We start from the raw sequence: 17226 nt of genomic DNA, 5'->3' as shown, positions 1-17226 counted from the left end.
TTGAGGCGGGAGGGAGCACTTACTCGCACAAATGAAAAAGGCGACAAACGGCCGACGGCCCATTCCAAGGCGCGCCTTCTCTCCAGCCTCATCCTGAGGTGCCCCGCAGGGGCCTCGAAGGACGGGGCTGGCCACAGGCCCTCACAGATGCGGATATCGCTGGTGTCCAATTACCCGCCCCCGTGGTTCGAGACGGCCCTTCGGACCTCCTCACCATGAGGGCTGATCGGCGTACAGCGCCGTCGCCCATCGTATTCCAGTGCTCGCCACAGAAATGAGCCCTCTGGCCGCTACATGCCGAAACGACTGTGGAAATCCTGATCCCGTGCATCGTGCTCCGAGAAAGGGCAAACTGCCCCTAGGCCCAAACCCTGAGAGCCCGTTCCATCCGGTCGGCGGCGTAGGTGACGATATAGGCGATCACCATGTAGATGACGACCGCGATCAGGAAGGCTTCGAGGTAGTAGAAGTTCAGCGCCGCGGTCAGCTGCGACTGCGCGAAGATGTCGACGACCTCGATTGCAAATCCCAGCGACAGCGCCTTCATGATCACCATAATGGAGTTGGCAAGATCGGGGATGGCCGCGACGATAACCTGAGGCAGCATCACCCGGCGGAACACCTGGCTGCGCTTGTAGCCCAGGGAGTAGGCCGCATCGGCCTGACCGTTGTCGAAGGAGTTGAGTGCGCCCTTCACCACTTCCGCCTGGAAGGCTGCGACGCAGGCGGTCAGGGCGACGATCAGCGTGATCCAGTTCGGCGTCGAGTGACCGTTATAGTCGATGCCGACGAGCGAGGTCAGGAACTGCAGCGTCGGCGGCAGGCCGTAATAGGCGAGGAAGATCACGATGACCATCGGAACGCCCTTGAAGACGACCTTGTAGGCGACAACCAGCTCCCGAAGCACCGGGACCCGCCGATATTCCACCATCGCGAAAAGGCTGCCGACGATCGTGGAGAAGACGAAGATGCCAAGCGCCATGGCGAGCGTCACCGGGACCGCGCCGAGGATGTCCCAGAGATCGGGAAGAAGGACTTCGGAATCGAACATGTGATGACCTCCTATTCGATCAGACGCTTGCCATCATGGTGGCCTTGGCCGGTGCGGTATTGGGCGTAAACTTTGCGTTTCGGGTTTCGAAAAAGCGCACGACCATCCATGCCACGAGGCATAGCAGCGAATAGATCACCGCCAGCACAAGGTAGGTCTCGAACTGGTACTGGTTGTAGTCGCGCTCCATGACGAGATGGGCGGTCGCCATGACATCAGCGGCGCCGATGTACATCACCAGTGCGACGTTGTGGATGAGGTAGATGATCGAGTTGCCGTAGCCTGGCAGGGCAATGTGCACCGCCTGGGGTCCGACGACACGAAGGATCTTCTGAAGGAAGGTGTATCCGAGACTGTCGGCGGCGTCATGCTGACCGCGTTCCACGGCGAGGTAGGCTGGCCGCAGAACCTCGGAAAGATATCCGCCATGGTAGAGGCTGAGGCCGACGATCGCCGCGACATTCGGGGACACGAAGTCCTCGACCTCGAACAGAGCGACGACCAGCGGCAGTCCGTAGAAGGCGACGAACAGTTGGAGCACGACGGGGACGCTCCGGGCATAGGACACGTAGAGGTCGGCCAGCTGGCTGAGAACCGGTATCCTGCGCACGCGGAACGTCGTCGCAATCAGGGCCAGCAGGAAGCCGGCGATCATGGCCGTGAACGTGATCGCAAGCGTCAGCGGCAGCGCCTTGAGCAGCTCGGGGATCATGATGGATAGGTCCACTTCGGAACACTCCTTGTTTCGGTCTTAGCCTGATCGCCGATCGTTTCCCGGCGTTACTTCATGCCGGCGTTACTTCATGTACGTGGTGATGTCCTCGCCGAACCATTTCTGCGAGAGCTTTGCCAGCGTGCCGTCGGCCTTGAGCTCCTTCAGAGCCTTGTCGATGTCTGCGGAGAGCGCCTTGTTCTCCTCGGAGCGATGGATCAGGACGAAGGTATTGTTGATCGCGACCGGCTCGCTCGCCTTGACCTCGAGCTTCTGCTGGTCGATGACCGTCTGCTCGCCGAGGTTCGACGGCAGAACCAGCGCGTCGTACTTGCCGTTCTCGACCTCTTTCAGGCGGTCCGGATAGGGAATGCCGGCGCTGGAGGCGGTGATCTCGATTTTAAAGTCGGGGTTCTTTTCCTGCCAGGCAGTGGCGAACTTGTAGATGCCGCCGCCGGCCGTCACCGGCACGATCTTCTTGCCGACCAGATCCTTCATCTCGTTGATACCGCTGTCCTTGCGGCTGTAGATCTTGATCAGGCTGGCGCCGATCGGGCTCTCCGGAATGAGGAACTGCTTTTCGCGAGCGGGCGCCCGGTAGTAGCCGCCGGTCGCGATGTCGTACTTGCCGGTGGCAAGGCCGGTCTCCTGAGCGATGTCGGCAGCACCCTCCATCTCGAATTTGTACTGCGGCAGCTTGGCGTTGATCGCCTTCAGCACGTCGGGCTCGTAACCCTGCGGCTCGACGCCGATGGCACCCCACGAGAGCGGCTTGGATTCGGCAGCCGTCGCGATCTTGACGGTGCGCACGTCCTCGGCATGGGATAGGCCCGCGGTTGCGAGGGCAAAGGCAACGCCGGCGACAGCGAGGCCGAAGGTGCGGCGGGAAGTCGACTTGATGGAAGACATGTCAGGCATCCTTTCTTTACTGGATGGAGTGTTCGGAACTCAGGAACTGGGCAAGGCGCGGGTTGGAGGGCGTGTCGAAGATCTCGGCAGGGCTGCCTTGAGCGGCGACGACGCCCCGATCCATGAAGACAATGCGGTTCGAGATATTCTTTGCGAACTGCATCTCGTGGGTGACGAGGAGCGAGGTGATGCCTGACGACGTGACGTCCCTGATCACTTTCAAAACCTCGCCGACGAGTTCGGGGTCGAGCGACGACGTCGGTTCGTCGAAGAGCATGACATCCGGCTTGACGGCCAGCGCCCGCGCAATGCCGGTCCGCTGCAGCTGGCCGCCGGAAAGCTGGGACGGGTAGCTGTCGATCTTGTTCGAAAGGCCGACCCGCTCAAGCTCCTGCAAAGCGATCGAACGCGCCTCGTCCTTCGACTTGCGCTGCACGACGACGAGCGGATCCATCACATTCTGGATGACGGTCATGTTCTTGAAGACGTTGAACTGCTGGAAGACCATCGCCGTCCGCAGCCGGATCGCCTGGACCGCCGTGTTGTCCGGCTTCCGGTAGTCCATCCTGACCTGATCGAAGGCGATCGTGCCCGACGCCGGCTTGGCCAGATAGTTGATGCACTTCAACAATGTCGTCTTGCCGGTGCCGCTGGGGCCGATGATCGACACCACATCGCCGCGGTTCACCGAGAGATCAACGCCGTTCAGGACCTGCGTGTTTCCGTAGGACAGCTTTAGGTTTTTGAGCTCAAGCATTTCGGGTCGGTGTCCTTTCGGCAGATAGGTCGGAAAACGTCGCGGTCTCGTCGTCGGCCCACTCGTCTCCGAGCAATTCGGGCGTGTCGAAGGCATGGAGATCGGCGAAATGACGCTCGCGGTCGGCGACGAACAACGCCCTGACGATGCCGCGGGCGAGCCGGTCAGCGCCTTCGCTGATTGCGGGAATATCGCCCGTGAGCTTGCCGTGGCTGAGCGTGGCGGGGAAGTTGAAGCAGTGGATGCGGGCCAGAGCCGGGCAGGCGCCGGGCTCGGCCTCGAGGAACTCGAACGCCTCGCCGAGGTCGGGCGAGGTTTCAAGCTCGTCGTTTCGCATGTCCGCGGGTACGGGGAAGCGATCGCGCCAGAGACGGATATGGGATGCGACGGCGGCGAGTTCCGGCCGGTTCTTGAGGTCGACCTTGAAGCCGGTGCCGAAGATCAGGAAATCGACGGGATAGCTGCCTTTCGGCGTCGTCACGACGATATGGTCGCCCTCCTGCTGCAATCGATCGATCGGGCTTTTCAGATGGAGATGGGCCTGCGGGAATGCGCTGACACGCAAGACGCTCGGGCGCGGAGGCGGCGTCTGCGCGCGCATGGCATAGTCGAGAAAGCGCCATTTCCAGTCATCCGGCAGACCGGCAAAGCCGTGCACCACGCCCTGGCTGCCGATGCCGGTGAACTTGTTGATCCGTGGCAGGTCGGTCCTGCGCACGAACAGGTCAAGCCGGGAAGCACCTGCCTCGAGCGCGGTGGCGGCGTTGTCCATCGCCGACGCGCCGGCTCCGACGACCCCGACCCGCTTGCCGCGCAATGCGGCGAAATCGATAGGGTCGGCGGTATGAGCCCAGAACTTGCGCTCGATGGCGTCGGCGATCGACGGTACGAAGGGACCGCCGAGGCCGTCGCGGCCCGTCGCCAGCACCACATGGCGCGCGATCGTCGTTTCGGACCGGCCATCGTGACGGCAGACGACATCGAGCAGGCCGTCGGCGCGCGGACGAATGGCATCGACGGCGACCCCATTGCGCACCGGCAGGTCAAGCACGCGCCGGTACCAGACCAGGTAGTCCATCCATGTCTCACGCGGCGCCCTGTCGAGCGCGACCCAGGCATCGCGGCCATGACGCGCCTCGTAATAGGCGCGGAACGTCAGTGCCGGCAGGCCCATCGCCGGCCCGGTCAGTTGCTTGGGAGAGCGTAGGGTTCGCATCCTGGCGAAGGTGACCCAAGGCCCCTCGCGTCCGGCAGGCGCCTTGTCGAGAAGGATGTGGTTGGCGACGCCGAGCCGCTTCAGCATGGCGGAGGCCACGAGCCCGGCCATGCCCGCACCGATGATCACGACGTCGACGACGCTTTGGCCGTCGACGATGCGGGGCGGAACCCAGGACTTGGCCGGCAGCTCCAGCCAGGCAAGGTCCTGCCGCAGGCGTGCCTCGAGCGCTTCGAGACTGTTCGGAAACGTCGAGAGATCGCTCATGACGGCACGTCCTCGGTCATCGGGCTACCGCCGTAGACGGTGTTGGCCAAGGCTTCGACGCCGCCTGCGTCATGCAGCCGGCAACCGGGCATCGCCAGCGCCACGGCGCGCGCCGCATCGATCACGGCGGCGACCGTCGGGGTCAGCGGCATCGCGGCAGGCGAGATGGCGCCGAACAGGAAGGGGATGGTGTGGTCGAGGACGCGCATCACGATCCCCTCGAGCGGAACGCCGCAGACCGTCGCCGGCTCGACGATGGCGACGCCCAGTCCGGCCCGGACCATCGTCAGGGCCGTCAGCGAGGCGTTGACGTCGATCATCCGTTGCGGCGTCACACCCGCCCGCTCCAGGGCCTCGTCGATGCGGTGCCGCAAGCGGTAGGGATTGGCGAGCGTGATGATGCGGCGCTCGGCGAGATCGGAGAGACGCACCATGTCATCGTTGGCCAGCGGATCGCTGGCGGCAAGAGCGACGACACACGGCGCTTCGGCAATCCAGTGCACCTCGAGGCCGGGATGTTCCAGCGGCAGGCTTGAGATCCCGAAATCGGCCGAGCGGGCGAGCACGGCCTGCACGACATTCTCGGCCGCCAGCGCCTGCACATGGAGATGCCGCGGTATCAGGTCCGCCGCGACGGCCGAGATCGCCTGGGGCAGAACGCCGGCCGCAAGCGACGGCGTGGCGGCGATCGTCAGCGACGGCGGCTCATCGAGACCGATGGCGTTCGCCCGTTCGCGGATGTGGGCGAGGCTGGCAAGATGGCGCTCCACCTCGGCGTGAAAGAGCAGACCGCGCGCGGTCGGGCTGATGCGCGGGCCGCTTCGATGCAGCAGCGCATAGCCGATATCGGCCTCCAGATCCTGGATAAGCCGCGTTACCGCCGGCTGCGACCGGCCGAGCAGTCGCGCCGCCCCCGTCACACTACCGGTCGACATGACCGCCGCGAAGGCTTCAAGCTGCCGGATATCGAAAGAGTTAGAATGCATAGTGGACATCAAACACTCTCCTTCATGTCAGTAAAGCATGACAATTCTCATTTGACGACTATCAATAAATAAAAAATTCACATCAAAGCCTGTTTAGCATTCCAGTTTGACATAATAGGAGGTCCGGCCTACCTAGAGCTTATGTCCGCGACGTATTGAGGAGCTTGTTTTGACACTCATCGAAACTCTTGCCTCTGTGAGGCCCGGTTCCGCGCTCGCGGAAGCCATGGGCAAACGCGCCGAGATCCTGCGCCTCAGTGAAGCGGCCCACGACGCAGTGCTTCTGCCACGCGATCCCGGCGGATTGTCTCACGGCTTGAGGGCTGCGCTCGCCGCCCGCATGGCGCGCCACAACCGCAGCCCGGCGCTCACAAGCCACTATGACACGCTCGTTGCCCGCGCCGCGGAACCGGCGACGGCCCTGCTCGCCGAGCCGGACACGAACGTGTCGGATCCGCGCACCGCGGAGATCGTTCGTCATGCCGACCGGCTCACGGTCGCGCCGCGCGATGCGACGCGCGCCCATGTGGAGGCATTGCGCCAGGTCGGCGTAACCGATGCTGACATCGTCCGGCTCGCGGAGCTTGCGGCTTTCGTCAATTACCAGGTGCGGGTTCTCGCCGGCCTGAAGCTGCTGGGAGAGATGCGATGAGCGAGGTCGTCCACACCTTCACCACCACGGTGCCGCGCTGGCAGCCCTATGTCGTTCCGGTCGATTTCGCGACCGCCACCGACGAGCAGCATGCAGCGATGCAGACGACGCCGTCGAACAAGGGCATCTCGCCCTATGTGCTGACCCTGGCGCACGATCCCGAGACGCTCGCGGTCCGCTCGCCGCTGTTCAACCTGATCATGTACGGCAAGGACGGACTGGCGGCCAGCGAGCGCGAACTGGGTGCCGTCGCCGCCTCCGTCGTCAACCGCTGCGTCTACTGCGCCGCCGTCCATGCATCCCGGTTCAACAATCTGACAAAACGCACTGATGTCATCGAAGCCGTGTTCGCCGATGGTCTCGAGGCGACACTCGACGAGCACCTCCAGGAAATCTTCAACTTTTCGGCCCGACTGTCGACCACGCCGCCCGAAGCGGTCGCGGCCGACGCGCAGGCGCTGGCGGATGTCGGGCTCGACGAGTTGGAGGCTCTCGATCTCGTCCTCTCCTCGGCGATCTTCGGCTGGGCGAACCGCCTGATGCATACGCTCGGCGAGCCGATACAGGATTAGCGCATTTCTGTCGCTGGACGACAAATGGCATGATGTGTCAAAAGAGCGCGCCGCATGTCAGCGTGGAGACAATCTTGGGACTTCGGGAAGATAAGAAGGATCGCACGCGAGCACAGCTGATCGAGGCCGCGCTCGACCTGATCCACAAGCGTGGTTTCGAGGAAACGACGGTCGCCGATATCGCTGCCGCCGTCAGCGTTTCTCCCCGCACGCTGCTTCGCTATTTCCCGACAAAGGAGGATGTGATCGTCAGCTGGGTTCAGGATGGCATGACGATCATCCGTGCTGAACTGACGGAGAGGCTCGCCTCGGAGCCGCCGGTTGTCGCACTTCTTGCTGCCGCGCGGGCGATGCTTTTGGCGTTCGATGAAAGGTCGCGTTTCTTTCTCGCCATCGAGACGGCGATCCGCTCCAACAGGAGCATTTCCGCGCGAAAAGAACAGATGATCGCCGAACTGATCGACGAAGTCGCCCATATTCTCGCCTCGCCGGACAGGCGGTCTCCGCTCCCTGACGTTGTCGCCTATACGGTGGCGGGAACGGTTTTCGCGCTCATTCGAGCATCGATAAACAGTTGGGTGGACGGCGGAGCGGCAATGTCGCTTGTCGATCTCTTCGATCGCGCCGCCAGTATCGTCCATTTCGAACAAAATGTCACTTAGTGTCATTTGTCGTTGACAGACATAATTTCCCATGCAATTTCACGATGCGTTGCTGAGCAACGTCATTGCAAACAGCCTCGCCCTGCGAGCGCGCCTGCCTGGGAGATAGAATGTCCACAGATCAAAAGATCGCGCTCGTCACCGGCGCCACCCGCGGCCTTGGCTTTGAAACGGCTCGCCAGCTCGGCCGGGAAGGCGTGCTCGTCCTTCTCGGCGCACGCGATCTTGCCGCAGGCCAAGCAAAGGCCGAAACATTGCGTGCGGAGGGCTTGACGGTCGAGGCGATCGAGATCGATCTCAATCGCCCTGATACGATCGACGCTGCCGCATCGTCGATCGGCGAGCGCTTCGGCAGGCTCGACATCCTGATCAACAATGCGGGAATCCTGCTGCTCGACACCGACGATTTCCCCAGCGTGGCCTCCGTCGAAACCCTGCGTGAATCCTATGAGGTCAATTTCATCGGAATGGTGATCGTGACCCAGAAAATGTTGCCGCTTATCCGCAAGGCGGTCAGCGGGCGCATCGTCAACCTTTCCAGCAGCGTGGGTTCGCTTTGGTGGACGGGCGATGCGAACAATCCTTCCCCCGATGTCAAATGGCTTGGTTATGCCGCCTCCAAGGCGGCGGTCAACATGCTGACCGTGCAGCTTGCCCTTGAGTTGAAAGATACACCGATCAAGGTCAACGCGGTCTGCCCCGGCTATGTCATGACCGAATTGAACAGAGGCGGCGGCTACATCACGATCGAAGACGGCGTTCGCGCCCCGGTCAAATATGCTTTGCTGGATGACACCGGACCGACCGGCCAGTTTTTCAACACAGACGGCCCGATCAACTGGTGATGGCCCTCGGTCGGGCGCTTGGACAATCTGGCGCGCGCAGGACCGTTCAGCGATACCGAATCTTGCACCCCACTCCCTTTCAAGGACCATGAAAAATGAAACCAACGACGGATGACATCGTCGAGATCAACCAGATCCTCTCGCTCTGGGCACACCTCGTCGACAATCATGCGTGGGACAGGTTCGGTGACGTCTTTACCGAGGATGCGCATTTCGACTCGAGCGTATTCGGCTTTGCGCCGGTCACGGGCATCGCAGCGATCTGCCATGTGGCCAGCCAGGACGGCCATGCGAAGGCCCATCACACGACGAATGTCTACGTTCAGGAAGGCGCGGGCAACGAACTCGTCGCCGTCTCGAAGGGCCTTGGCCTGTTGCCGAGCGGGGCAGTGGCGAGCGTGACCTATACCGACAGGCTGCGGCAGACGCCGGAGGGCTGGCGTCTGGCGAGCCGCATTCTCGCGCTCCAAGCGCCGTCGCATTGAGGTCGCCCGCTATGTCTCTCGTCAACCTATCCCTAGCAAACGTCATTGCCTGGCTGCTTGCAGCCTTCTTCTTCATCGGCGCCTATGGCAACACCTTCGTCAGCCCGGAAATTGCCGCGGACTACGCCCGGTGGGGCTATCCGGAAAGCTTTCACTATCTGACCGCCATCTGCGAATTCACGGCGGCGGTCATGCTCATCTTCAAACCACTGCGCCTCTACGGTTCACTGCTCGGGAGTGCCGTAATGCTGGCCGCTGTGGGTACGGTTCTGTTCCATGGCGAATATGCGCATGCAATTCCGCCCCTGGTGGTCCTCGTTTTTTGTGGGCTCATCGCTCGTCTGACAGCTCGGCGAGCAGGATGATGCCGGTATCCGGCAGCAGGCGCCGCCCGAGAGCGAGCAGATCACACAGGTGAAAAGGGCGACCGAATGGCCGCCCTTCATCTGTCAGGAATGAACGCTCAGAGCTGTTCCAGCATCGCGGCAGCGCCCGAGACGGTTGCCTGGCCGGGGCTTTCCTCGACGTTGAGGGCCTTGACGACGCCGTCTTCCACCAGCATCGAATAGCGCTTGGAGCGGAGGCCGAGGCCGCCGGCGGAGAGGTCGGCGTCGAGTCCGACAGCCTTGGTGAAGCCGGCGTCCCAATCGGCGAGGAAATGGATCTTGCCCATGCCGCCGGAGGATTGCGCCCAGGCGCCCATCACGTGCCAGTCGTTGACGGCGACGACGGCGATGTCATCGACGCCCTTGCCAAGGATGGTATCGCGGTTTTCGAGATAACCCGGCAGGTGGTTCAGCGAGCAGGTCGGCGTAAAGGCGCCCGGCACGGCAAAGAGCACGACGCGCTTGCCGGCGAAGAGCTGATCGGTGGTGATTTCGACCGGACCGTCAGCCGTCTTTTCCTTGAAGGTGGCGGCAGGAAGCTTGTCGCCGATCGCGATGGTCATGGTCTTCTCCTTGGTTCCGGCTTTGGGGTTCAGGCTTTGGGGGTTCTGCCTGGCGGCGGGCGCCGCAGCGGATCTGCGCGGACTATAAGACCCGGTCATTGAAAGGCAAGGGTGGTCTCCATCGCCCGCTCACCATCGATGACGAGCACGCTCCATTGCTTGCCTGATATGTCGTAATCCTTCGGCAGCTTGCCGATTGATATATCGACCTTGAAGGTGGCGCCGTCGCGTTTGCCGCCGATCTGCTTGGTGAAGGCATAGCCGCTCGGGCCGGTGACGATGATATCCGGCGCGGCCTTCCCCTCACCCGCCCCCCCGGCCGGCAAGACGAGATCGAGCGACAGCGTCTTCCTATCGGGCGACATCGCATGCGCCGTCACGTCGAAATCCTGCGATGGCGGCTTCGGCAGCCTCGCATCGGCGGCCTGAAGGATCGCCTCCTCCTGCGGGTGCGACTGGATGGCGGGGCCGAGCTTCAGCTGCAAATTCGCCTGGAAGGGAATGCAGATATCCTTGCAGATGCCGATGAAGGCGGCAGCATCGATCGTAACCGGGCCTTTGCCGGCCGCCGTCAGCGACAGCGGTAGGGTCACCGGCGCGTCATAGGCGATATCCTCGATCGCGCCGTTGAAAAAATGCTTCGGAACGGGATAGGCGATGGCATCGAGCGTGACGCCGCTTGCCGCCGCGATGGTGATTTGCGGCGGAATGCCGCTGTTGCCGGGCTCTTTCCAATAGGTGATCCAGCCGGGCTTCGGCTCGATCTGAAGGGCAGCGCGGATTTTGCCGCCGGCATCGGGCGCGAGCGCCACGAGGCGCATGCGGCCGCCCTCGTTTTCCGCCCAGGCGCTCATTTCCGCATGGGCGGAATAAAACGGCACAAGGGCTGCGACCGCTGATACAACCGCCATTAAAAGCCTGCGCGGGCCTGAGGAAATAATCATCATGGAACAAAGGTTTACCGAATGTGCTGTTTGGCCGCCAGAAGTCGCGGCGATTTAAATCTTCATTTTCAGTTGATTGATGTGTGACATTGGCCCATGTTTCTTTTGTCGAGGCCTTGGTGCGGTCTAGCAGCAGGAGGAACGATGTCCTTATTGACGCTGAAGAACAGACGGGAACGTGGCTTCTTCGATGGCCAGTTCCTCATCGCCATGCCGGGCATGGAAGACCGCAATTTTGCGCGCACTGTCATCTACATCTGCGCGCATTCGGATGCCGGCGCCATGGGCTTCGTCATCAACCGTCCGCAGAGCCTTACCTTCACCGATGTGCTGCTGCATCTCGACATGATCAAGCAGGAAGATTCGATCGTGCTGCCGAAGCGGGCGCGCGAATTCCCGATCCAGACCGGCGGCCCGGTGGAAAGCGGCCGCGGCTTCGTGCTGCATTCGGACGATTATTCCAGCGACTCCTCGATCCCCGTCAGCGACGATATCTGCCTGACGGCGACGCTCGACATCGTGCGCGCCATTTCCAAGGGCGACGGGCCGACGCGGGCAACGATGCTGCTCGGCTATTCCTCCTGGGCGGCCGGCCAGCTCGAAAGCGAGGTCGTCAACAATGGCTGGCTCACCTGCCCGGCCAACGAGGAATTGATCTTCGACCGCAGCCTCGACGACAAATACGAGCGGGCGCTGGCCGGCATGGGCGTGACCGCTGCCATGCTTTCGGCCGAAGCCGGCCATGCTTGAGGGGCCGGCCTGACAGCAGTTGACCTGACGGCAGCGGGAACGAATAGCTGCGAGTGACGTTTCATTTCGGCAAGCATGGACAAAAGGCCCGTGCTGACCAAGGAGACATCACATAATGGGTAGCACCAGCGACAAGATTTCCGGTAAGGCAAACGAAATTGCCGGCAAGACCAAGCAGGCCGTCGGCAAGGCGACGGACGATCGCGAAATGCAGGCCAAGGGCGCCGTCCAGGAAGCCAAAGGCAAGGGACAAGTCGCAACCGGCAAGGTCAAGGACAAGCTCAAGGGTGCCGTCGACCGGCTCTGAGCCATAGTGCATCCTTCAAGAACCATGCCTGCTGCGCCCCTCGCGCGGCAGGCATTTTTAATCCCCCATCCTCATGCTTTGCAGAGATAGACAAGATGAAGCTTTTTGCCTGCGACAATTGCGATCAGGTCGTCCACTTCGACAACCGACGATGCGTGCGCTGCAACCACCGCCTCGGCTTCCTGCCCGGCGATCTCGCCATGCATGCGCTGGAGCCGCGCGACGAGACGCTCTGGCAGCTCGTTTCCAATCCCGATCGCGACGTCCGCTTCTGCGCCAATGCCAGCCTCGACATCTGCAACTGGCTGGTGGACGATGATGGCGAGAGCGAATTCTGCGTTGCCTGCCGCCATAACCGGCTGGTTCCGAACACCGACACCCAGGACGGCATCGATCGCTGGCGGCGCATCAGCCAGGCGCAGCGTCATCTGTTTTATTCGCTGCTGCGCTGGAAGCTGCCGCATCCGGATCGGGCGCAAGACCCGCAAGGCGGCCTGGTCTTCGATTTCCTCGAGGATTCGATCGAGAGCAACGGCTTTATCGTGCCTGCTATGACCGGCCACGAGGAAGGCCTGATCACCATCCGCGCCGCAGAGGCCGACGATGCGACACGCGAACAGGCGCGCAGCTCGATGAACGAACCCTATCGCACGCTGCTTGGCCATTTCCGCCACGAGGCCGGCCATTTCATCTGGAACAAGCTGGTGCGCGATCGGGGCGGCCTTGCCGATTTCCGCGCCGTCTTCGGCGACGAACGGCAGGATTATATGGCCGCCCTGCAGACCCATTATGCCGGCGGCGCGCCCTTGGGATGGCAGGACAATTTCATCAGCGCCTATGCGGCATCGCACCCCTGGGAGGATTTCGCCGAATGCTTCGCGCATTACCTCCACATCGTCGACACGCTCGAAACCGCGCGCGCCTTCGGCATCGCCATCGATCCGAGCGGCCATGAGGAAATATCAGGCGAGGTGGATTTCATCCCCTACCGGGCAAGAAGCGCCGAGCAGCTGGTCAGCGCCTGGGTGCCGCTCAGCATCGCGATCAACGCCATCCAGCGCAGCATGGGTCAGCCCGACTCCTACCCCTTCGTGCTGTCCTCGCCTGTCGTGGCAAAGCTCGAATATCTGCACCGGCTGATCCAGGGCGCGGCGACCGCGCCGCAGCAGCGGGCGGCTTGAAAGAGTTTCGGGCGCGCTGTTTGCTCCCTCTTCTCCCCAGTGGGGAGAAGAGACTCGTGGCAGCGCCATATTCCCTCTCACCCGCCAAGAGCCCGAGGAACAAACGCACCTTAAAACGAAACCGCATCCTTCTTGAAAGGCTCCATGTCCCGACGGGCTTGTCGGTCAATTATCGGCCTGGCGACCCTGGCTATAGTCCTCGGCAGCGACTTTCTCCATCCAGGTCACGCTGCTGCCGTCGAGTGCTTCCGATACCGCAAAATGCACCATCGCTTGATCAGCCGACGCACCGTGCCAGTGTTTTACCATCGGGGGGATCCAGACGATATCATCCGGTTCCATGACCTGGACCGTGCCGCCTTCCTTCTGGACCCAGCCTCGGCCGGAAACGACAAACAGCGTCTGACCGAGCGGGTGCGAATGCCACGCCGTATGGGCGCCGGGTTCGAAGGCAACCGTGGCACCGCCGATGCGGGCAGCGCCATCACCCTTGTAAGCGGCCGATACCTGGACCTCGCCGGTGAAACGCTCCGCCGGACCGCTTACCGGTTGGCTGCCGCGTTTGACCACCTTGATATCTGCTTCCGCCGGATTGCGCGCGGCGGAGGCTTCACGGCTGGCGAAGACGGTTTTGAGAACCGGCACTGCCGACATGGCGCGAGGCCAACCGGCATAAAACCCGGCATGGGTAATAGCTTCAGCTGCCTCTTCGCGGCTGAGACCGTTATCCATGGCGCGGTCGAGATGGAAGGTCAGTTGATCAGACTGCCCCATCGCCACGAGAGCGGCCACCGTAACGAGGCTGCGATCGCGAGCCGACAGATCCGGGCGCTGCCACAGATCGCCAAACAATGCCCGGTTTGTCAGGTCGGCAAGCGCCGGCGCGGTAGGCGCCACCTCGGCATCCACGGACGCGCTGCGGGCAGCTTCCGTTGCGGCATCGAACTGAACGCGTGTGGCATCGCTGTCCGCCACGGGCGCGATCTTCAGCTCGTCAAAGACCTTCTTGATCTCCGTCACGGCCGATATCGCATTGGGCCAGCCGGAATAAAATGCGAGATGCGTGACGACCTCGCCCACTTCCCTGGGCTCGACACCATTTTCGAGGGCGCGCTTTACATGGTTGGCAAGGACGTGCCCCTTGCCGGTTGAGATCAGTACCGAAATGGTGACCAGGCTGCGGTCGCGCGGGGTCAGATCGCCGCGCTTCCAAAACTCGCCGAACAGAACGTCATCCGTAAAATGGCCAAGGCCCGGGGCGACCTCATAGACGGCCGACGGAGCCACGCGAGGATTCTGTTGCGCTTCGGCGCCTGCGGCTGCGAATGCCGAGATGGCAAGGCTTGCGGCGATGGTTTTCATGGTGATCTCCTTGTTGACTGTCCGCTCCGACATAGGATCGGAGGACGCGCCGGATTAGGCATCGGATTCCGAAAGGGGCTATATCCGCCGTTCATGAAAGGGGCGGCCTCCAGGACGCCGCTCCGCTGGACAGTTGGTCCGCGGGCCCTTGTTCCTGGCGGATCTAGACCGCCGGCTTTCGAGGAGAATTTACTCCTGGCTGATTACTCCGACTGGATGCTAGGATCCGAATGGACTTATATTGAGGATTCATGAATGAAGCGCGATGAACTGGGTGACCTGGCGGCCTTCCTGACGGTCGCCGAAGAACGAAGCTTCACACGTGCGGCCGCGCTGCTGGGGACCTCGCAATCGTCCCTCAGCCATACAGTGCGCCGACTGGAAGATCGCATGGGCCTCCGGCTCCTGACGCGGACGACCCGCACCGTTGTTCCAACCGAGGCCGGAGAGCAGCTGGCCGAAACGCTGCGACCTGCGTTCAATGATATCCGCAGCCGGCTGGATGCACTTGGGGCCATGCGTCGTGCGCCGGGAGGCACGATACGCATCACGTCGATCCGGCATGCCGCAGAAACGATCCTCATGCCTGCCGTAAAGGGATTGATGCAGTCCTACCCGGATATCAACATCGAGATCTCTGTCGACAACCGGCTGATCGATCTTGTGAACGAGCGCTTTGACGCCGGGGTGCGGCTTGGGGAGCATATCGAAAAAGATATGATCGCACTCAAGATCGGCCCGGAAATGCGGATGCTGGTCGTTGCCTCGCCGGATTATTTCGCACGGCATCCGAAACCGGCCACGCCGCATGACCTGACGCAGCACCGCTGCATCAATCTCAGGCTTTCAACCGTCGGCGGCTTGTACGCCTGGGAGTTCGAAAAGGACGGCAAGCCGCTGAATGTTCGTGTTGAAGGTCAGTTCATCTGCAACGACGTCCCGATGATCGTCGATGCGGCGCTCGGTGGTTTTGGTCTGGCATGCCTGCCAGACGATTACCTGCTGCCGCTGATCCGTGAAGGAAAACTGGTGCCCGTGCTGGAGGACTGGTCACCGCCATTTCCCGGATATCACCTTTATTATCCGAGCCGACGCCTTGCCTCCCCCGCATTCTCGCTTCTGGTGAATGCATTGCGTTATCGCAGTTGATTTCGCGCTCGATGTCGCCGAGACGCGCAAAGGCAAATGTGCAGGACTTAGAACGAAACCGCCTTGCCCTTCTTGAAGGGCTCCATGCCCCGGCGGGCGAGCTCGTCGGCGCGTTCGTTTTCCGGGTGGCCGGCATGGCCCTTGACCCAGTGCAGCGTCACCTTGTGGCGGTCACGGGCCGCCTCCAGCGCCTGCCAGAGTTCGGCATTCTTCACCGGCTTCTTGTCGGCGGTCTTCCAGCCGTTCTTCTTCCAGCCGAAAATCCACTTGGAGATGCCGTCCTTGACATAGGCGCTGTCGGTATAGAGATCGACCTCGCAAGGGCTTTTCAAGGCCGATAGCGCCGAGATCGCCGCCAGCAGCTCCATGCGATTGTTGGTCGTGTCCGCCTCGCCGCCGCAAAGCTCCTTTTCGACATCGCCATAACGCAGCACCGCGCCCCATCCACCGGGGCCGGGATTGCCGGAGCATGCGCCGTCGGTGAAGATATCGACGTGTTTCATAGGCTCAATCCGTATTCGGCCGGGGATTTGATCTGGCGGTGGAACCGCAGCTTGCGGAGATATTCGAGCGGATCCTTCTTGGTGACCATGGCGCCCTCAGGCGTCGTCAGCCAGTCATAGAGCCGCGTCAGGAAGAAACGCAGCGCCGACCCGCGCGACAGCACCGGCAAGGCTGAGATTTCGGCGTCGCTCAACGGCCGGACGCTCTGGTACCCCTCGAGCATCGCCGTGCCCTTGGTGATGTTATAGGCGCCGTCCTTCTCGAAGCACCAGGCGTTCAGGCAGATCGAGACGTCATAGGCGAGCAGGTCGTTGCAGGCGAAATAGAAATCGATCAGGCCGGAGAGCTGGTCGCCGAGGAAGAAGACGTTGTCGGGGAAGAGGTCGGCGTGGATGACGCCGGCCGGCAGGCCACTCGGCCAGGCGGCGGAGAGGACATCGAGTTCGCTGCGGATCTCGTCTCGCAGGCCGGGCTCGACCTCGCCGGCGCGCGCTTCGGATTTCTCCCAGAGCCCCCGCCAGCCGTCGATCGACAGCGCATTCGCCCGCTTCAAGTCGAAACCGTCACCGGCCACATGCATCTCGGCCAGCGCCCTGCCGACCTCGCGGCAGTGTTTCGCCTCCGGCTTTCTCAGCCACATGCCTTCGAGGAAGGAGATCAGCGCCGCCGGACGGCCGGACAGCGAGCCGAGCAGCGCGCCGTCGCGGCGCGGCAGCGGCAGCGGGCAGGAGAGACCGCGGGCGGAAAGATGCTGCATCAGGCCGAGGAAGAACGGCAGGTCGCTCTTTTCCACCCGCTTCTCATAGAGCGTCAGGATCAGCGGGTCCTTGGAGGTGTGAAGCAGGAAGTTGGAGTTTTCGACGCCTTCGGCAATGCCCTTGTAGGAGAGCAGCGTGCCCGCGTCATATTCCGTCAGGAACCACTTCAGATCGTCTTCGGCGATATCGGTATAGACTGCCAAGTGAG

General features: G+C 62.2%; 21 protein-coding genes. 10 read left to right on the top strand and 11 right to left on the bottom strand.

Going from position 1 to position 17226, the window contains the following annotated elements; translation table 11 throughout:
- Positions 1–358: 358 nt before the first annotated feature.
- The 6 genes from OLZ32_RS10630 to OLZ32_RS10605 all read right to left on the bottom strand — a co-directional run bounded on the left by OLZ32_RS10630 (position 359) and on the right by OLZ32_RS10605 (position 5907).
- Complete coding sequence (locus OLZ32_RS10630; protein WP_017990533.1) at positions 359–1051, bottom strand: amino acid ABC transporter permease; 693 nt, start codon at positions 1049–1051, stop codon at positions 359–361.
- Between the two features lie 19 nt (positions 1052–1070).
- Complete coding sequence (locus tag OLZ32_RS10625) at positions 1071–1778, bottom strand: amino acid ABC transporter permease (RefSeq protein WP_164031816.1); 708 nt, start codon at positions 1776–1778, stop codon at positions 1071–1073.
- 69 nt (positions 1779–1847) lie between these two features.
- On the bottom strand, positions 1848–2672 hold the full coding sequence (locus OLZ32_RS10620) for an amino acid ABC transporter substrate-binding protein (protein ID WP_003546011.1): 825 nt from the start codon (positions 2670–2672) through the stop codon (positions 1848–1850).
- Between the two features lie 16 nt (positions 2673–2688).
- Positions 2689–3429: an amino acid ABC transporter ATP-binding protein gene (locus OLZ32_RS10615; protein WP_264420992.1), complete on the bottom strand. Its 741-nt coding sequence runs from the start codon at positions 3427–3429 to the stop codon at positions 2689–2691.
- Positions 3422–4912, bottom strand: coding sequence for an NAD(P)-binding domain-containing protein (locus OLZ32_RS10610; protein ID WP_264420990.1), 1491 nt, complete (start codon positions 4910–4912; stop codon positions 3422–3424). The genes OLZ32_RS10615 and OLZ32_RS10610 overlap by 8 nt, the downstream gene beginning before the upstream one ends.
- Positions 4909–5907 carry a LysR family transcriptional regulator gene (locus tag OLZ32_RS10605; protein WP_264420988.1) on the bottom strand — a complete coding sequence of 333 codons (999 nt, stop codon included), beginning with the start codon at positions 5905–5907 and terminating at the stop codon, positions 4909–4911. The genes OLZ32_RS10610 and OLZ32_RS10605 overlap by 4 nt, the downstream gene beginning before the upstream one ends.
- Before the next feature lie 160 nt (positions 5908–6067).
- Between OLZ32_RS10605 and OLZ32_RS10600 the strand changes: the two genes are divergently transcribed.
- The 6 genes from OLZ32_RS10600 to OLZ32_RS10575 all read left to right on the top strand — a co-directional run bounded on the left by OLZ32_RS10600 (position 6068) and on the right by OLZ32_RS10575 (position 9479).
- Entirely contained in the window at positions 6068–6550 is a 483-nt protein-coding gene (locus tag OLZ32_RS10600) for a CMD domain-containing protein (protein ID WP_017990529.1), read from the top strand.
- Entirely contained in the window at positions 6547–7122 is a 576-nt protein-coding gene (locus OLZ32_RS10595; protein ID WP_264397117.1) for a peroxidase-related enzyme, read from the top strand. The genes OLZ32_RS10600 and OLZ32_RS10595 overlap by 4 nt, the downstream gene beginning before the upstream one ends.
- A 74-nt stretch (positions 7123–7196) precedes the next feature.
- Positions 7197–7784: a TetR/AcrR family transcriptional regulator gene (locus OLZ32_RS10590; RefSeq protein ID WP_264420986.1), complete on the top strand. Its 588-nt coding sequence runs from the start codon at positions 7197–7199 to the stop codon at positions 7782–7784.
- A gap of 110 nt (positions 7785–7894) precedes the next feature.
- Positions 7895–8629, top strand: a complete 735-nt coding sequence (locus OLZ32_RS10585) for an SDR family oxidoreductase (protein ID WP_264420982.1) — start codon at positions 7895–7897, stop codon at positions 8627–8629.
- 95 nt (positions 8630–8724) lie between these two features.
- Positions 8725–9114: a nuclear transport factor 2 family protein gene (locus OLZ32_RS10580; RefSeq protein WP_264420980.1), complete on the top strand. Its 390-nt coding sequence runs from the start codon at positions 8725–8727 to the stop codon at positions 9112–9114.
- Positions 9115–9125: 11 nt separating this feature from the next.
- Positions 9126–9479, top strand: coding sequence for a DoxX family protein (locus OLZ32_RS10575; protein WP_264420978.1), 354 nt, complete (start codon positions 9126–9128; stop codon positions 9477–9479).
- A 98-nt stretch (positions 9480–9577) separates the two neighbouring features.
- Here OLZ32_RS10575 and OLZ32_RS10570 read toward each other — a convergent pair whose 3' ends face one another.
- Together OLZ32_RS10570 and OLZ32_RS10565 are read right to left on the bottom strand one after the other, a co-directional pair.
- Positions 9578–10063 carry a peroxiredoxin gene (locus OLZ32_RS10570; protein ID WP_011650769.1) on the bottom strand — a complete coding sequence of 162 codons (486 nt, stop codon included), beginning with the start codon at positions 10061–10063 and terminating at the stop codon, positions 9578–9580.
- A 95-nt stretch (positions 10064–10158) separates the two neighbouring features.
- A complete protein-coding gene (locus OLZ32_RS10565; RefSeq protein ID WP_264420976.1) occupies positions 10159–11010 on the bottom strand; it encodes a protein-disulfide reductase DsbD domain-containing protein in 852 nt (283 codons plus the stop codon).
- A 141-nt stretch (positions 11011–11151) separates the two neighbouring features.
- Between OLZ32_RS10565 and OLZ32_RS10560 the strand changes: the two genes are divergently transcribed.
- The 3 genes from OLZ32_RS10560 (at position 11152) to OLZ32_RS10550 (ending at position 13245) form a co-directional block, all read left to right on the top strand.
- Positions 11152–11757, top strand: a complete 606-nt coding sequence (locus OLZ32_RS10560) for a YqgE/AlgH family protein (protein ID WP_003546002.1) — start codon at positions 11152–11154, stop codon at positions 11755–11757.
- Between the two features lie 115 nt (positions 11758–11872).
- Positions 11873–12064 (top strand): CsbD family protein, encoded by a 192-nt coding sequence (locus OLZ32_RS10555; protein WP_003546001.1) that lies wholly within the window; start codon positions 11873–11875, stop codon positions 12062–12064.
- Between the two features lie 95 nt (positions 12065–12159).
- Positions 12160–13245 carry a zinc-binding metallopeptidase family protein gene (locus tag OLZ32_RS10550; protein ID WP_168271416.1) on the top strand — a complete coding sequence of 362 codons (1086 nt, stop codon included), beginning with the start codon at positions 12160–12162 and terminating at the stop codon, positions 13243–13245.
- Positions 13246–13410: 165 nt separating this feature from the next.
- Here the strand turns inward: OLZ32_RS10550 and OLZ32_RS10545 are convergent, their stop codons facing one another.
- Positions 13411–14607, bottom strand: a complete 1197-nt coding sequence (locus OLZ32_RS10545; protein ID WP_264420972.1) for a (R)-mandelonitrile lyase — start codon at positions 14605–14607, stop codon at positions 13411–13413.
- A gap of 255 nt (positions 14608–14862) precedes the next feature.
- Here OLZ32_RS10545 and OLZ32_RS10540 point away from each other — a divergent pair, with 255 nt between their 5' ends.
- On the top strand, positions 14863–15756 hold the full coding sequence (locus OLZ32_RS10540; RefSeq protein WP_264420970.1) for a LysR family transcriptional regulator: 894 nt from the start codon (positions 14863–14865) through the stop codon (positions 15754–15756).
- Between the two features lie 47 nt (positions 15757–15803).
- Here the strand turns inward: OLZ32_RS10540 and rnhA are convergent, their stop codons facing one another.
- Together rnhA and OLZ32_RS10530 are read right to left on the bottom strand one after the other, a co-directional pair.
- On the bottom strand, positions 15804–16259 hold the full coding sequence (gene rnhA / locus OLZ32_RS10535; protein WP_003545999.1) for a ribonuclease HI: 456 nt from the start codon (positions 16257–16259) through the stop codon (positions 15804–15806).
- Complete coding sequence (locus tag OLZ32_RS10530) at positions 16256–17221, bottom strand: homoserine kinase (protein ID WP_264420968.1); 966 nt, start codon at positions 17219–17221, stop codon at positions 16256–16258. The genes rnhA and OLZ32_RS10530 overlap by 4 nt, the downstream gene beginning before the upstream one ends.
- Positions 17222–17226: the final 5 nt, after the last annotated feature.

It is taken from the genome of Rhizobium acaciae, from assembly GCF_025941625.1.
GTDB classification, from domain to species: Bacteria; Pseudomonadota; Alphaproteobacteria; order Rhizobiales; family Rhizobiaceae; genus Rhizobium; species Rhizobium acaciae.
This window is presented reverse-complemented; position numbering and strand designations above follow the sequence as displayed.

Excerpts from the sequence above, each read along its gene's own strand:
- OLZ32_RS10550 (WP_168271416.1), top strand. The coding sequence starts at position 12,160 with ATGAAGCTTTTTGCCTGCGACAATTGCGATCAGGTCGTCCACTTCGAC.
- OLZ32_RS10610 (WP_264420990.1), bottom strand. The coding sequence starts at position 4,912 with ATGAGCGATCTCTCGACGTTTCCGAACAGTCTCGAAGCGCTCGAGGCA.
- OLZ32_RS10630 (WP_017990533.1), bottom strand. The coding sequence starts at position 1,051 with ATGTTCGATTCCGAAGTCCTTCTTCCCGATCTCTGGGACATCCTCGGC.
- OLZ32_RS10595 (WP_264397117.1), top strand. The coding sequence starts at position 6,547 with ATGAGCGAGGTCGTCCACACCTTCACCACCACGGTGCCGCGCTGGCAG.
- rnhA (WP_003545999.1), bottom strand. The coding sequence starts at position 16,259 with ATGAAACACGTCGATATCTTCACCGACGGCGCATGCTCCGGCAATCCC.
- OLZ32_RS10545 (WP_264420972.1), bottom strand. The coding sequence starts at position 14,607 with ATGAAAACCATCGCCGCAAGCCTTGCCATCTCGGCATTCGCAGCCGCA.
- OLZ32_RS10585 (WP_264420982.1), top strand. The coding sequence starts at position 7,895 with ATGTCCACAGATCAAAAGATCGCGCTCGTCACCGGCGCCACCCGCGGC.
- OLZ32_RS10605 (WP_264420988.1), bottom strand. The coding sequence starts at position 5,907 with ATGTCCACTATGCATTCTAACTCTTTCGATATCCGGCAGCTTGAAGCC.
- OLZ32_RS10565 (WP_264420976.1), bottom strand. The coding sequence starts at position 11,010 with ATGATGATTATTTCCTCAGGCCCGCGCAGGCTTTTAATGGCGGTTGTA.
- OLZ32_RS10540 (WP_264420970.1), top strand. The coding sequence starts at position 14,863 with ATGAAGCGCGATGAACTGGGTGACCTGGCGGCCTTCCTGACGGTCGCC.
- OLZ32_RS10570 (WP_011650769.1), bottom strand. The coding sequence starts at position 10,063 with ATGACCATCGCGATCGGCGACAAGCTTCCTGCCGCCACCTTCAAGGAA.
- OLZ32_RS10580 (WP_264420980.1), top strand. The coding sequence starts at position 8,725 with ATGAAACCAACGACGGATGACATCGTCGAGATCAACCAGATCCTCTCG.
- OLZ32_RS10620 (WP_003546011.1), bottom strand. The coding sequence starts at position 2,672 with ATGTCTTCCATCAAGTCGACTTCCCGCCGCACCTTCGGCCTCGCTGTC.
- OLZ32_RS10575 (WP_264420978.1), top strand. The coding sequence starts at position 9,126 with ATGTCTCTCGTCAACCTATCCCTAGCAAACGTCATTGCCTGGCTGCTT.
- OLZ32_RS10555 (WP_003546001.1), top strand. The coding sequence starts at position 11,873 with ATGGGTAGCACCAGCGACAAGATTTCCGGTAAGGCAAACGAAATTGCC.
- OLZ32_RS10560 (WP_003546002.1), top strand. The coding sequence starts at position 11,152 with ATGTCCTTATTGACGCTGAAGAACAGACGGGAACGTGGCTTCTTCGAT.
- OLZ32_RS10615 (WP_264420992.1), bottom strand. The coding sequence starts at position 3,429 with ATGCTTGAGCTCAAAAACCTAAAGCTGTCCTACGGAAACACGCAGGTC.